Annotated in this window: 10 protein-coding genes and 1 pseudogene; 8 read left to right on the forward strand and 3 right to left on the reverse strand. The window is 70.1% G+C overall.

All coding sequences use genetic code 11. From position 1 onward, the window contains the following. Positions 1 to 422 precede the first annotated feature (422 nt). Positions 423 to 992 (reverse strand): HhH-GPD-type base excision DNA repair protein, encoded by a 570-nt coding sequence (locus ACGFW5_RS10970; RefSeq protein ID WP_393833872.1) that lies wholly within the window; start codon positions 990 to 992, stop codon positions 423 to 425. A gap of 328 nt (positions 993 to 1,320) precedes the next feature. Here ACGFW5_RS10970 and ACGFW5_RS10975 point away from each other — a divergent pair. The 3 genes and pseudogenes from ACGFW5_RS10975 to ACGFW5_RS10985 all read left to right on the forward strand — a co-directional run. After that, positions 1,321 to 3,462: pseudogene (locus ACGFW5_RS10975) on the forward strand (germacradienol/geosmin synthase); the annotation flags it as partial. 470 nt (positions 3,463 to 3,932) lie between these two features. After that, positions 3,933 to 4,856 (forward strand): cation diffusion facilitator family transporter, encoded by a 924-nt coding sequence (locus ACGFW5_RS10980; protein WP_393833873.1) that lies wholly within the window; start codon positions 3,933 to 3,935, stop codon positions 4,854 to 4,856. A gap of 85 nt (positions 4,857 to 4,941) precedes the next feature. After that, entirely contained in the window at positions 4,942 to 5,739 is a 798-nt protein-coding gene (locus tag ACGFW5_RS10985) for an SDR family oxidoreductase (RefSeq protein WP_393833874.1), read from the forward strand. A gap of 201 nt (positions 5,740 to 5,940) precedes the next feature. Here ACGFW5_RS10985 and ACGFW5_RS10990 read toward each other — a convergent pair whose 3' ends face one another. Further along, positions 5,941 to 7,125 carry a hypothetical protein gene (locus tag ACGFW5_RS10990; protein ID WP_393833875.1) on the reverse strand — a complete coding sequence of 395 codons (1,185 nt, stop codon included), beginning with the start codon at positions 7,123 to 7,125 and terminating at the stop codon, positions 5,941 to 5,943. Between the two features lie 525 nt (positions 7,126 to 7,650). Between ACGFW5_RS10990 and ACGFW5_RS10995 the strand changes: the two genes are divergently transcribed. From ACGFW5_RS10995 to ACGFW5_RS11005, 3 genes are all read left to right on the forward strand, one after another. Then, positions 7,651 to 8,172, forward strand: coding sequence for a two-component system response regulator (locus ACGFW5_RS10995; protein ID WP_393833876.1), 522 nt, complete (start codon positions 7,651 to 7,653; stop codon positions 8,170 to 8,172). Between the two features lie 214 nt (positions 8,173 to 8,386). Continuing rightward, a complete protein-coding gene (locus tag ACGFW5_RS11000) occupies positions 8,387 to 8,809 on the forward strand; it encodes an STAS domain-containing protein (RefSeq protein ID WP_393833877.1) in 423 nt (140 codons plus the stop codon). Positions 8,810 to 8,969: 160 nt separating this feature from the next. After that, complete coding sequence (locus tag ACGFW5_RS11005) at positions 8,970 to 9,428, forward strand: MarR family transcriptional regulator (RefSeq protein ID WP_393833878.1); 459 nt, start codon at positions 8,970 to 8,972, stop codon at positions 9,426 to 9,428. 76 nt (positions 9,429 to 9,504) lie between these two features. On the opposite strand, the gene ACGFW5_RS11010 is transcribed toward ACGFW5_RS11005, so the two are convergent. Beyond that, a complete protein-coding gene (locus ACGFW5_RS11010; protein WP_393833879.1) occupies positions 9,505 to 10,017 on the reverse strand; it encodes a DUF2867 domain-containing protein in 513 nt (170 codons plus the stop codon). Between the two features lie 772 nt (positions 10,018 to 10,789). On the opposite strand from ACGFW5_RS11010, the gene ACGFW5_RS11015 reads away from it, so the two are divergent. Further along, the gene (locus tag ACGFW5_RS11015) at positions 10,790 to 11,578 is read left to right on the forward strand and encodes a LuxR family transcriptional regulator (protein ID WP_393833880.1); all 789 of its coding nucleotides are present in this window, start codon (positions 10,790 to 10,792) and stop codon (positions 11,576 to 11,578) included. A 715-nt stretch (positions 11,579 to 12,293) separates the two neighbouring features. Further along, positions 12,294 to 13,154 (forward strand): recombinase family protein, encoded by an 861-nt coding sequence (locus tag ACGFW5_RS11020; protein ID WP_393833881.1) that lies wholly within the window; start codon positions 12,294 to 12,296, stop codon positions 13,152 to 13,154. Positions 13,155 to 13,584: the final 430 nt, after the last annotated feature.

The following is a 13,584-nucleotide window of genomic DNA, read 5'->3' on the forward strand; positions in this document are numbered from 1 at the left end:
GGGCCGTGTGTGGGTGCTCGCGCAGTTCCTCGCGCCCCTTAAGAGACCGGCTTTCGGGTGCGGACCGTGCGTGGTTGCTCGCGCAGTTCCCCGCGCCCCCAAAGCCCGTTCTGCCCTGGGGGCGGTAGCCGCTTTTCGCGCCGTTCCCCGCGCCCCTTGAGGGGCCGGCTTTCGGGTGCGGCCCGTGTGTGGTTGCTCGCGCAGTTCCTCGCGCCCCTTGGGGGACCGGTTTTCGGGTGCGGCCCGTGCGTGGTTGCTCGCGCCCCTGGCTGCTTGATGCCGGCCGGCATGGGCATCTTCAGCCTGTCCGGCGATTGAGGACGAGCGCCGTTCAGGCGCGGGCGGGGTCTGGGGCGGAGCCCCAGGGGGCTGGACCTTTCGGCATCCGTCACGGGCGGGTGGGTGGGAAAGCCCCCCGGGGCTCACTTGGCCGCCTTCGCCGCCTGCTTGTACGCCCGTACCTTCGTCAAGGACTCCGGCCCCGTGATGTCGGCGACCGACCGATAGCACCCCGCCTCGCCATACGCCCCCGCAGCCTCGCGCCACCCCGCAGGACGCACGCCCAGCTGTTTGCCCAGCAGGGCGAGGAAGATCTTCGCCTTCTGTTCCCCGAACCCGGGCAGCGCGCGAAGACGGGCCAGGAGCTCCGTGCCGGATCCGGCGCCCTCCCAGACCCCGGCCGCGTCACCCCCGTACTCCTCGACGAGGAACGCGCACAGCTGCTGGATCCGCTTCGCCATGGACCCCGGGTAGCGGTGTACGGCCGGCTTCTCCTTGAGGAGCTCGGCGAACGCCTCCGGGTCGTACGCGGCGATCGCCCCGGCATCGAGATCGTCCACCCGCATGCGCTGCGCGATCGTGTACGGGCCGGAGAACGCCCACTCCATGGGCACCTGCTGGTCGAGCAGCATGCCGACCAGCGCGGCCAGCGGGCTGCGGCCGAGCAGTTCGTCGGCCTCGGGCTGCTGGGCGAGCCGAAGGGTTGTGTTCATGCCTCGATGATCGGCGGCCCCCGCCCCCACCGCACGCCGGCCACGCCCCGCACCCCGGCCACGCCCCGCACCCCTCTTCCCGCACCCCTCTTCCCGCGCAGCCCGCCGCACGCCGGCCGAGCCGCTGGTGACCGGAAGCTCTGGTCGTCGTTTCCAGGACATGACCATGCGCAGGGCACCTGCCTTGCTCAGCCCGGGGCTCGACGTGACCCTTTTCGAAGGGACTCACGCTTTCGCATGACAGGTGCAAGGCGTCCGAATGGGCCCGTTTCGGTGGGGTAGTTCGGGTCGGACCGTCATCATGTGCGTACCAAGAGGGGCGACCGCAGTGAGCCAGCCTTTTGTCCTGCCGGATTTCTATCTGCCGTATCCGGCCCGGCTCAACCCCCATCTGGAGTCCGCCAGGACGCACTCGCGCGCCTGGGCCCGGCAGATGGGCATGCTGGAGGGCTCCGGCATCTGGGAGCTGAAGGACCTCGACGCGCACGATTACGCGCTGCTCTGCTCGTACACCCACCCGGACTGCGACGCGGAGCAGCTGGCCCTGGTGACCGACTGGTACGTCTGGGTGTTCTTCTTCGACGACCACTTCCTTGAGATGTTCAAGCGGACCCTGGACCGCAAGGGCGGCAAGGCCTACCTCGACCGGCTGCCCGCGTTCATGCCGATGGACCTCGCCGACGGGTTCCCCGAGGCGACCAACCCGGTCGAGGCGGGCCTCGCCGACCTGTGGGCGCGGACCGTGCCGTCGATGACGGCCGAGTGGCGCGAGCGCTTCGCCGTCAGCACCCGCAATCTGCTCAACGAGTCGCTGTGGGAGCTCGCCAACATCAATGCGGGGCGCATCGCCAACCCCGTCGAGTACATCGAGATGCGGCGCAAGGTCGGCGGGGCGCCGTGGTCCGCGGGGCTCATCGAGTACGCCGCCCACGCCGAACTCCCCGCCTCCGTGGCCGGATCACGCCCCCTGCGGGTCCTGACCGACGCCTTCTCCGACGCGGTCCATCTGCGCAACGACCTCTTCTCCTACCAGCGCGAGGTGGAGGAGGAGGGCGAACTCAGCAACGGCGTCCTGGTACTTGAGACCTTCCTCGGCTGCACGACCCAGGAAGCGGCCGAGGCCGTCAACGACCTGCTCACCTCGCGGCTCCAGCAGTTCGAGAACACCGCGCTCACCGAAGTCCCGGGCCTGTGCCTGGAGAAGGGGCTCACCCCGGACCAGAGCGCGGCGGTCGGGGCGTACGTCAAGGGGCTCCAGGACTGGCAGTCCGGCGGCCACGAGTGGCACATGCGCTCCAGCCGCTACATGAACGAGGCCGCCTCGCTCGGGCCTTCCCTCGTCGGCGGGGTGCTGGGCACTTCGGCGTTCGACATCACCACCCTGTTCGGGCGCCCGGCCGCGGCCCGGCAGCGCAGCTTCACCCACGTACCCATGCAGAAGGTCGGCCCCTCCCTGCTGCCCGACTTCGACGTGCCCTACCCGCTCACGCTGAACCCCCATGTGGCCGGCGCACGGGACGCGTCGATCGCGTGGGCGGAGCGTATGGGGCTGCTCGACGACATCTGGGACGCCGAGAAGATGGCGGGGTACGACCTCGCGCTCTGCTCGGCCGGGCTCGACCCCGACGCGACGCCGGACGAGCTGGAGCTCAGCGCCCAGTGGCTGACCTGGGGAACGTACGGCGACGACTACTACCCGATGCTGTACGGGCGCCGGCGCGACCTGGCGGGAGCCCGCGCCGCCAACGAACGGCTCTGCGCCTGCATGCCGGTCGACCGGCCGGAGGCCGGGGTGCTGTCGGCCGAGACGCCCATGGAGCGCGGCCTTGCCGACCTGTGGGCCCGCACCGCCGGCCCGATGTCCCCGCAGGCGCGCGCCGCGTTCCGCCGCGCGGTCGACGACATGCTGGACAGCTGGCTCTGGGAGCTCCACAACCAGGCGCAGCACCGCATCCCCGACCCCGTCGACTACATCGAGATGCGCCGCTTCACGTTCGGCTCGGACCTCACGATGAGCCTGGCGCGGATGCGGCACGCGGACCTGCTGCCGCCCGGGATCCACGAGAGCGGGCCCATCCGCAACCTGGAGAACGCCGCCGCCGACTACTGCTGCCTCCTCAACGACGTCTTCTCGTACCAGAAGGAGATCGAGTACGAGGGTGAGCTGCACAACGGTGTCCTCGTCGTGCAGAACTTCTTCACCTGCGACTACCCGACGGGCCTGCGCATCGTCGACGATCTGATGCGGTCGCGGCTGCGCCAGTTCCAGCACGTCATCGACAACGAACTCCCCGTCCTGTACGAGGACTTCGAGCTTGAGGAGGAGGGGCGGGCGGCGCTGGACACCTATGTGGCGGAGCTCAAGGACTGGATCGCGGGCATCCTGAACTGGCATGCCTCGGTACGCCGCTACAAGGACGCGGACCTGCCGGAATCCCTGCCGCACGGGAGCTCCCCGCACGGGAGCTCCCCGCACGGGAGCTCCCCGCACGGGAGCTCCCCGCACGGGAGCTCCCCGCATGAAGACTCCCCCCATGCGGCTGCCCTTCATGAGGAGTCCCGCAGCGGGAGCTCCCTCCAGGAGGATGCCCTCCACAGGAGCCCCATCCACAGGAGCCCCATCCACAGGAGTCCCCTCCACGAGGATCTGCCTCCTGGCGGTTTGTCCGATGGCGGCTCGCTCCATGCAGAGGCGCCGGCGGGGACGGCCCCGGAGTGGATGCGGCCCACCGGAGCGGGTACCTCCGCCGACCGGGTGCGGCTGCCCGAGGTGGCGGTGGCCGTGGCGGAGGCGGCACAGGCAGCGGCATCGGGGGCAACAGGGGCATCGCGCGGCGCGCCAAAGGGCCCGCCCGTCCTGCCCGCGCCCAGGGTGGCGGGGGGCCACACCTCGTGATCCTCTGAGGTGGGCGGGGGCCTGCCCGGCACGAGGAGGCGCGTATGGGGCACGACCACGGCGCGCCGTCCGCCGCATCCGGCACGCTCAGCGGCACCTACCGCAAGCGGCTCCTGTGGACCATCGGCATCAGCGCGTCGATCACCCTCATCCAGGTGGTCGGCGCGCTGCTCTCCGGGAGCCTCGCGCTGCTCGCCGACGCCGCGCACAGCCTCACCGACGCGATCGGCGTGTCCCTCGCACTCGGCGCGATCACGCTCGCGCAGCGGGCCCCGACCCCGCGGCGCACCTTCGGGTTCTACCGCGTGGAGATCTTCTCGGCGGTCCTGAACGCACTGCTCCTCGCCGCGATCTTCGTCTGGGTCCTGTGGTCCGCGATCGGCCGCTTCAGCGAGCCCGTCGAGGTCAGGGGCGGGCTGATGTTCGCGGTCGCGGTGGGCGGGCTCGTCGCGAACCTGGTGGGGCTGTGGCTGCTCAAGGACGCCAAGGACAAGAGCCTCAATCTGCGCGGCGCCTACCTGGAGGTCCTGGGTGACGCCCTGGGTTCGGTCGCGGTGATCGTGGGCGGCCTTGTCATCCTGTTCACCGGTTGGCAGGCCGCCGACCCGATCGCGTCCATCGTCATCGGGCTGCTGATCGTGCCGAGGACGTACGGACTGCTGCGCGACGCCCTGCATGTGCTGATGGAGGCGACCCCGCAGGACATGGACCTCGCCGAGGTACGCCGTCACCTGCTCGCCGAGCCGGGTGTGGCCGGCGTACACGATCTGCACGGGTGGACGGTGACGTCCGGGATGCCGGTGCTCACGGCCCATGTGGTGGTGAAGGAGGCAGCCCTGGACGGCGGGTACGGGGCGCTGCTCACCCGGCTCCAGAGCTGTGTCGGGGACCATTTCGACGTCGCCCACTCCACGATCCAGCTGGAACCCGAGGGCCACAGCGAGGCCGGGCAGTCCCTCCACCGCTGACGGTCCCGTACGTGTCCGGTACGGCCCGGCGCAGTCCGCATGTGCCCGGGTGTCACAGATGGCGGGCCTGTCCCGTCCCTTGACCATGAACGCAAAAAACACGGGTGCCCGCACGGGCACGCTGGACATCGCCGTCGCGGGCGGCACCGGGACGCTCGGCCGTCATGTCGTCGAGGAACTGCGGGCGCGCGGCCACCGGGTCCGGGTGCTGAGCCGCAGGTCGGCCCAGTACCCGGTCGACCTGTCCACGGGCGAGGGCCTGGTGGCCGCGCTCGCGGGCTGCGACGTGGTGGTCGACGCGGCCAACTCCACCTCCCCGCGCTCCATGCGCGCGACCATGGTGGACGGCACGCGGCGGCTCCTCGACGCGGAGCGCGCGGCCGGGGTGGGCCATCACGTATGCGTGTCCATCGTGGGCTGTGACCGGGTGCCGATGCCCTACTACAAGGTCAAGACGGAGCAGGAGGCGCTGGTGACGGCGGGCGGGGTGCCCTGGACGATCGTGCGGGCCACCCAGTTCCACGAGCTCGCCGCGAGCGCGTTCGCCGCGACCGTCCGCGCCCGCTTCCTGCTCGCATCGAAGGGCGTGACGCTCCAGCCCATCGCCGCGGTGGAAGCCGCCCGCGCCGTCGCGGACGCGGCCGGCTCCGCCCCCTGCCTCGGCCGTATCGAGGTGGTCGGGCCGGAGCGGACGGACCTGCGTGCTCTGGCCACGGCCTGGCGCGCCGCGACGGCACGCAGTGCCGTTCTCCTCCCCGTCCCGCTCCCTGGCCGCCTGGGCCGGGCGTTGCGCGCCGGCCACCTCGCGTCGGACCACCCCCACGCCCGGGGAACCATCGGTTTCGCGCAGTGGCTGGCGGCGGAGCCGGCACCGCAGAAGTGACACGCTCCCCGGCGGGTGGTGCGGGTGTGGGCTCACACCGTACGAAGGGGCGGGGGCGGGCTGTCCGGAGGAGCCGGGGGGTGCTGTCCGGAGTGGCTTGCACGCGCCGGCTGGAGTGGCGGCCGCGCCGTCCGGAGTGGCGTCCCGTCCGGTGGGGGCTCGCGCTGCCCAGTCGGGGGCAAGCGCACAGGGAGGCCCGCTCTATGGTCTCCGTCCCCGGCGGGGTGGCCGGAGCTGGGCCTCCGTGGGGTGCCGGAGTGCGCCCAACACCCGGGCGACGCAGTGCGGTTCCGTGACGATGTACACCGGCGTCGTCCCGTCCCGGCACTCCACCACCTGCGCTCCGGGGGCGGGCCGCGGGCCCGGGTCGGTCCAGTAGGGCGGTCTGACGCGTACGACGGCGAGGGTGCGCGGCACCGGGCGGCGGGCGATTCGGCCGGCCGGATCGAGGGTGGCGGCCAGCAGGCCCGGGCCCGCCACCAGATAGGCGAAGTCGGCGCGGCTGTAAGGGACTTCACCGAGCACCGTGCCCGGGAAGCACTCGTCGGCGAGCGGAACCAGGGGGGCCACCTTGATCGTGTCGGTGCCGCGCCGATGATGACGGTGCGTCAGCCACGCGGCACCCGCGAGGACCGGCAGCGCGCCGACCGCCGTCAGCAGCAGCGCGGTCGGTACGCCGCCGCCGACCCAGGGGGTACCGAAGGCGAAGCAGGAGATCAGCAGCACCGACGCCAGCGGCACGGCGAGCCGCCAGGGTTCGTGCCCGGGCGGCTCGGCGGTGCACCGCGACCAGCAGTAGGCGCTGCGCAGGCACGTCCCGCCGACGGAGAGCAGGACGAGTGCCCCGGCGAGCGGCAGCCGGTAGCCGCCCCGCGGGTCCGCGGCGGTGTACTGGCGCAGCCCCTGGAAGTCGGCGTACCTGATCTCCCCGCGCCAGTACGTGAGATGGAGCACCGCGCCCGGCCGCACCGCGGCGTACACCGGTGTGCGGCCGTCCATCTTGACGCGGGCCGGCGCCTCGGCCCCGCCCCCGGCGGGCCGGCCGGTGTTCGGCGGCGCGGGCCCCGGGCCCCCCGGCCGCGCCGCCCCGGAGGCGTCCCGGACGGGGCCCAGGTTCAGCCAGTAGTACGTCGAGCGGTGTCGGTGGTCGGCAGCCACGGAGGTCACCGCGGCCCGGACCGTATACCGGCACTCCGTCGAGACCCGGCCGGCCGGACAGCTCGCCGCCGAGGCGAACGCCCGCTCCTCGCCGAGCGCGCGAGGTACGACGGCGAACAGCAGCCAGCCGGTGACGAGCACCAGCACGACGCCGGTCACCGCGGCCCCGAGCACCCTGGGGGTGCGGGCGGCGGACGGTTCGCGGGGGCCGGCGGGGGGCGTCTTCATCGCTCGCCGCTCCGGGCCGCGTACCGGACGGGAGGGGATGACGGGATCATCATCCGGTCATTCTGGAGGCCGGAACGGATCAAGCTCCGCGCACCGAACGGTGGTTCAGACCACTGTGATCCCGGCGGTCACGACCGGCGGAGCCCGGCACGGCGGCTGCCGTGCGCAGGTTGAGGGCGTTCCGGGCCGCGGGTGGGGTACGCCCGTAGCCGCAGGCGGGGTTCACCCATAGGTGTCATCCGGATGCCGTCGGGCCGGACATGAGCCAGTGGCACGTGCGGGTCGGCACGGGGTGCCACGGCGCTGCGGACAACCGACCCCGTCGGCACCCTGATGTTCGGGGGCGCCCGGTGCGAGAATTCGGTCCACCACGCCAGCCGATGACTACGTCCGGACCATCCCGGCACATGCATGCCACATGTGCATTCCCCACATGCACACCACAGTGGTGCTCCCCGACTGCGTACGAGTGGCCGCGAACGGGCATATGCCTATCCGGCGCTCCCGACCGAAGGTGATGGGGCCATGTCCACGGACATGAAGGTGCTACTGGTCGACGACCACGAGGACAACCTGTTCGCCCTGGAGAGCATCCTCGCGCCGTTGGGCTACCCGCTCGAACTCGCCACCAGCGGGGATGCCGCTCTCAAGGCCGCGCTGCACGGGGGCATAGCGGTAGCGGTCCTCGATGTGGTGATGCCCGGGGTCAGCGGGCTCGATGTGGCCGGCTATCTCGGACGCCTGGCCCAGACCCAGCTGATCCCCGTCATCCTGGTGACCGGAATGGGCCACGACGCCGCGACGGCCGACCAGGCACTGCGTCTGGGCGTCGCCGACTACCTGATCAAGCCGCTCGACCCGTGGGCCCTGCGCATCAAGGTGCAGTACCTGTACCGCACGAGCGCCCTGCTGGCCGGCGCCCCGCCGCGTCAGCGCGGCCCGCGCAACCATCCGCCCGAGCAGCCTCAACTCCCGTCCCGGCGCCGCCCGTCACGCCCCACGGACGTGGTCCGCGTCCCGCGCAGGACCGAGGAGCCGCCGCGCTGAGACGCCCGGACCGGGGGCTGTCGTCCGCTGATCGGATCCGATCGACTCTGCTCGGCGCCGGGGCCCCTCGGGCGGCGAGCGGGCATGATGGTGCGTGCACCCCGAGCAGTGCCGCCTCGAACCCTGGGGGCGCTGCTGTGCTCCGGCGCTGGGAAGCAGTCGACCGGTCCGCGTGCTGTTGTGCCTCTTCTGAAAGGATCGTGGGGGTTTCCTCATGCGTGCCAACGCATCCGGGTTCGGCCTGTGGGACCGAGTGGTGGCAGCGTCCACCGTGCTCGAATTGTTCGGAGAGATCGACATCGAGGCCGGCCTGGCCCTCGGACCCGCCGTGGAGCAATTGATCGACCGAGACGCGCCGGATGTGGTGGTCGATCTGCGGCCGGTCACCTTCCTGGACCCGGGCGGCCTGCGGCTGCTGATCGCGGTTCAGGACGGCGTGACCGCGCGGGGCGGCACCCTGCGCGTGGTCCGTGGGGCGCCCGGCGTCATGCGGTTGTTCCGGTTCGCCGGCCTCGAATCCGCCTTCGTCCTGCTGGACCGGATCCCTTCGGCCCTGGCGGACGGCGACCACGCGCCCGGCCCGGCGCCTCCGGCCGGCCCGCTGCCGCACCCCACCCTGACCGGCCCCGAGACCTGACCGCCCGCGACGGCCCATGACGACTCATGACCGCCCACGACGACCCATCACGATCCATGACGGCCCATCACAAGACGTGACGGTCCATCACAATCCATGATGATCCAGGGCGGCCCAGGGTCGGTGGACGGAAATTCCGTACACGGAATAAGATGGGTGCATGGCTGGATCCGAACTGCGCCGCATGTCCCTGGAAGAGGCCCTGCCCCATCAGCTCCGCCGTGCCGGCCAGGCCTGGTCGGCGCTCTGGCACCAGCGCGTCCCGGAGCTGACGAGCCCGCAGTTCGCCGTGCTCGTAGTCCTTTTCCACCACGCGGAGCTGGACCAGTCGGCACTCGGCTCACTGGCTTCGGTGGACCGGTCCACGCTCACCGTCCTGGTGGACCGCCTGGAGGCGGACGGGCTGCTGACCAAGACGGCGGACCCGGCCAACCGGCGGCGAAGACTCATCGCGCTCACCTCCCGGGGACGCGACCGTCTTGAAAGAGCCGCCGAGGAAGCCCTGCTGCTCCACGGGGAGTTGGGCGACCTGTTCGGCGAACCCGACCTCCAGCGGCTGATCGCCCTCCTGCGCAGACTCGGAGACGTGTTGCCCGCCGTCGCACGGACGCCGGACTGACGTCGGGGTCGACGGGCCGGCGCACCCCAGGGCCCGCAGGGCCGTAGGGACCGCAAGGGCCGTAGGGACCGCAGGATCAGGTGCGGTACGCGCCGCCGACGAGGCGCGGGATGATCAGGTTGTGGAACGGCTGGATGGCCATGAAGTACATACGTCCGGCTCGGCGGTGGAACCGTACGACGGTGGTGCACACCCCTTCCGTGCCTGTGCCGGTCGCGCTCTTCCGCACCGCGAACGACGTCCGGAAGTCCAGGTGCTTGTCGTTGTCACCGGCCAGGACCTCCGTGTCGCTCACTTCCAGCAGACGGAAGGGGCCCAGTTTCGCTCCGGCCTCGACGCGAATTGATTCCGCCGTGACCCGCTCCTGTGCGTGGAGACCGAAAGGCTGCATCACTTTGTCACGCAGGGTGAGAAGGGAATGGACCCATTCCGGCGTGGCCTGTAGCACGGAGCGCGTGAAGTCGATCGCATTCGTGCCCGCAGGCAGGTCCACGGCCACCGCGTCCACGTGATCACATCTGCCTATGCTGGCGAGAGCCGCCGGAATGACCGGCTTCGCATGCGTCCGTACGTTTGCCATGGCTGCCATGCCGTTTCCTCTTCCCCGTAGGGTTCCATCGGTTCCATCGGTTCCAGCGGTTCCATTGGTTCCAGCGGTTCCATTGGGCACAGGCCTGTATCTCTCCAGGAATACATTACCTTCTCGACTTGCCTGTGACCTTGTTGTGGCGCACGACACAGAGGATCGCGGTTGTGACAGGTCGTCTAATAAATGCTGGGCTGTCCATGTCGATCTGTCGCCGTGCTGTCGACCGGGTAAAGATCACGTCAAGCTCCCCTTATTTGAGGGGAGTAGGTAAGGGAATGACTTTTCCGAAACGCGCAGATTGTCCCCGGCCTGCCGCAGTGGCGTGCTTCTTCCGTGCCCCGTACTCGATCGGGCCGCGCGGGGCGCGCCGGCCGGGCGCCGCAGGGCGTCGTAGGCGATCGTCCTGGTGGGTGTCGGGCCGGAGCGGCGCGGCGATGCGTGAGTGAGGCGCGCTTAATTGTTGCCTGTGGCTCCTATTGTTTCCTCAAGTCGAAGCAATGCATCCCGGGTGGTAGTTAAGTGTTCACCAATGAGGTCCGTTGACGTTTCCGGTGAGGAGTGGATAGTCTCCAAGGCTGGGTGAAGTGGTCTCTGTCCGGGCCGGTTCGCTCGGCAGCTGGGCCGTGCGCAGTCCTTCTCGTTGTCCGGGAGGTGCGCGCGGAGTTGTTCGGATGTGAACGGGGGAAACATATGTTCCGGCCGAAAGTGATAGGTGTATCGTCTTCCGGTGGCGTCATCCGCATGAATCATGCGTGAATTTACTGCGCAGGGGATGCGCACCGAGGAAGTCATTCTCGCGCAGGGCAAGGATGAAATGGAGCGCTCTCTTCTGGAAGTGCGCTCCCTGATAGATTCCATCGTCTCCAGCAACCGGTTCGCCTCGTTCGCCGACCGGTCCCTTCTGGTCCAGACGACCGACGGCGAACTGGCCTCCAACACCCTGAGACGCCTGCTTGAGCAGGCCAAGGAATCCGTACGCGTGATATTGCCCTCCCATCACGCGTCGGTGCAGGCGTTGAGCGGCATCGTCCAGGAATGGGTGATCGCGAGATCGGACCACGTCCGGGTGGAGACCTTGTGCTCTCCCGAGGTGGCCGAGCGTCATCGGCTGGCCGATTACGCGGGCCGACGGGGAGTCGAGATCCGTCTGTCGCGGGCCGGGGTGAACGCGGCGGCCATCGTCGACGGACGCGTCGCACTGATACAGGCGGCGCCGGACCAGGGGTTCGCGCAGTCCACCCTCATCCGCGCCCCTGCCGTGGTCAGAGCGCTCAACGAGCTCTTCACGAGTGCGTGGCAACGCGCCTATTCGCTGGCGGGCTACCAGCAGATCAGCGCGCTCATACGGCAAGGGCTCGTCCAGGAGATCCTGCGCTGCCTCTACGAGGGCCACACCGATGAGGCGGCCGCCCGTGAACTGTCCGTCTCCGTGCGTACGTACCGGCGCCATGTGGCCGAGATCATCCGGTCGTTGGGGGCGTCGTCCCGTTTTCAGGCGGGGGCTCAGGCCGTGGAGTCGGGCCTGTTGAACTTCCACGGAGACGTCGCCGCGCGGGGCTGAGCGGGCGGCTATTCCCGCGTATGCGCGGGGCGGTCCGCACGTGCTGCGGCGCTCCGCCGTTCCGCCTGCGCGTGCTGGGTGAAAGCACGGCCCGGTATTCAGTTGAAAAGCGAACCTGACTGACGGTCGGCTCCGTACGCCCCTGCACGTGTTCTGTTCGGACGTGCCGTATTGATCACGCTCCATGAGCGCGGTTGCGGTGTCGGCCGTCAACAATGTGCCAGTGCGGGCCACCGTGCGGGGTCCGCGGTGGCGGAGCATTGGCAACATGTGGTCACCGCGTTGAAGCCACCCGTGTGCCGCACGTAGTTTGAAAGCGGTTCGGGGGAGCCGGCGCTCATGGTGGAGCCGACGTGTTCTTCCGGCATTGATACCGCTGCACGCCATAGGGGCTCGGGGCATCGCCACGGAGCGCGCCACGAAGCGCGACTCAACCCATTTCCTTGAATCGCTGTCGGACATGACCAGGTCTCGCTCCAGCGAAAAAGGACTCGCGATCCCCAGGGCCCTGGACGTTTCGGCGCATGTTCTCGCGTGCCCCGGCTTCAGGGGCGGCAGCGAAGAGAAACAAGCTCCACGGGGGAGAACGATGTACGGGTTGTCGGTAGGCGCAGGACACACATGGACAGCACGGAACACAGCGCACGAGGTGAAGTCGGCGTGGGAGTCGGGGAACACCTCCTGCCGGACGGTGCCCAAGGGGCGGACGTCCCCGGTGCGACGGGTATCGGCGCCCCGCTTAAGGGGCCGCGCACCCTATGGGTACCGGATCGCCTCGGCGGCGGAAGGGGACAGGCGGCTGCTCGTTCCTGACGAGCGGACCGCGCCGGTCGTCCTGCGGATCTTCACCGAGTACCTGTCCCGCAAGGGCCTTCAGAACATCGCGGAGGGCCTGACCGCGGACGGCATACCCAGGCCGGGCGGGCAGGGGAGCGACGGCGAACGGCAGCCCGACCCGTGGTCCAAGGGCACGGTGCGGTCGATCCTGATCAACCCCCGCTACGCCGGCCGTTCGACGGCCGGCGGGGGCGCCCCGGCCCCTTGCGAGCCGATCCTGCCGGCGGCGACCTTCGAGCAGGTGCACCGGATGTTCGCCGCCCGCCGCACCGGCGACGAACCGGCGGCGGCCGTGCCGGGCAACCGGTATCTGCTGCGCGGCCTCGTGCGCTGCGCCCGGTGCAACCGCCTCATGCAGGGGACCAAGAACAACGGCGAGAACTACTACCGCTGCCGGGTTCCCGCCGAATCCGCGGTGGTGAACCGGCCCGCGCATCCGCGCAACGTGTACGTGCGGGAGCAGGCGGTCGTCGGCAGCGTCACGGCATGGCTGCGGGCCGCCTGCACCACCCGCGGACTGACCCAGATCCTCGGCGAACCGGCCGACAGACGCCACGCGGCCGCAGCCGAGGCGACCGCCGGTCTGCTGCGCAACCTCACCTCCGACGACCAGGACCCGGGCGAGGTCTTCCGGGCGCTGGACCTCCGCATCACCTACGCGGACCTGGCGCGCACCGTCCAGGCGAAAGCCGTCCTGGTACCCGGCGGGCCCGTCTTCCGCGCCACGCTCCCCCTGTAGCAGCCGTTGCGGACGACCGTCGCGGTGAGCGTCCTGCCGCGAGTGGAATTCGTCAGACCGGCCCCGCCCCGTGAATTGCGTCAAGGGTTTTCCGCGCCCGCTTCCCACAGGACCGGCCGCGGCCCAATTGTCCGCCCACGTAAGCAATATGAGCCCGCCCGTGGCGCGCGGGGAAGGCTTGTCCAAACCCCCATATGGACAAGCCCTCCCCTGTGTACGGCCCCTAGTGTGAACGGCCTTGGGAGACGTCTTGGGAGACGCATGTTCACCTCGGGGGAGGGCGCTGAGAGATGTCCGCCGACACACCGCGCAAATCCCGTGACCGGGCCTGCCGAAACGTGTCAACGAAAGGGTTGAATCAGTGACCGAAGGACGGTGTGTCATCGCCACCGACGCGTCCGGAGAATCCGGCGCGGCCATCCGGACCGCC

The organism is Streptomyces sp. NPDC048416, from assembly GCF_043200435.1.
GTDB lineage: Bacteria > Actinomycetota > Actinomycetes > Streptomycetales > Streptomycetaceae > Streptomyces.

Coding starts and splice junctions, on each gene's coding strand:
- ACGFW5_RS10990 (WP_393833875.1), bottom strand. CDS start 7,125: ATGAAGACGCCCCCCGCCGGCCCCCGCGAACCGTCCGCCGCCCGCACC.
- ACGFW5_RS10980 (WP_393833873.1), top strand. CDS start 3,933: ATGGGGCACGACCACGGCGCGCCGTCCGCCGCATCCGGCACGCTCAGC.
- ACGFW5_RS11015 (WP_393833880.1), top strand. CDS start 10,790: ATGCGCACCGAGGAAGTCATTCTCGCGCAGGGCAAGGATGAAATGGAG.
- ACGFW5_RS11010 (WP_393833879.1), bottom strand. CDS start 10,017: ATGGCAGCCATGGCAAACGTACGGACGCATGCGAAGCCGGTCATTCCG.
- ACGFW5_RS10995 (WP_393833876.1), top strand. CDS start 7,651: ATGTCCACGGACATGAAGGTGCTACTGGTCGACGACCACGAGGACAAC.
- ACGFW5_RS10985 (WP_393833874.1), top strand. CDS start 4,942: ATGAACGCAAAAAACACGGGTGCCCGCACGGGCACGCTGGACATCGCC.
- ACGFW5_RS11005 (WP_393833878.1), top strand. CDS start 8,970: ATGGCTGGATCCGAACTGCGCCGCATGTCCCTGGAAGAGGCCCTGCCC.
- ACGFW5_RS10970 (WP_393833872.1), bottom strand. CDS start 992: ATGAACACAACCCTTCGGCTCGCCCAGCAGCCCGAGGCCGACGAACTG.
- ACGFW5_RS11000 (WP_393833877.1), top strand. CDS start 8,387: ATGCGTGCCAACGCATCCGGGTTCGGCCTGTGGGACCGAGTGGTGGCA.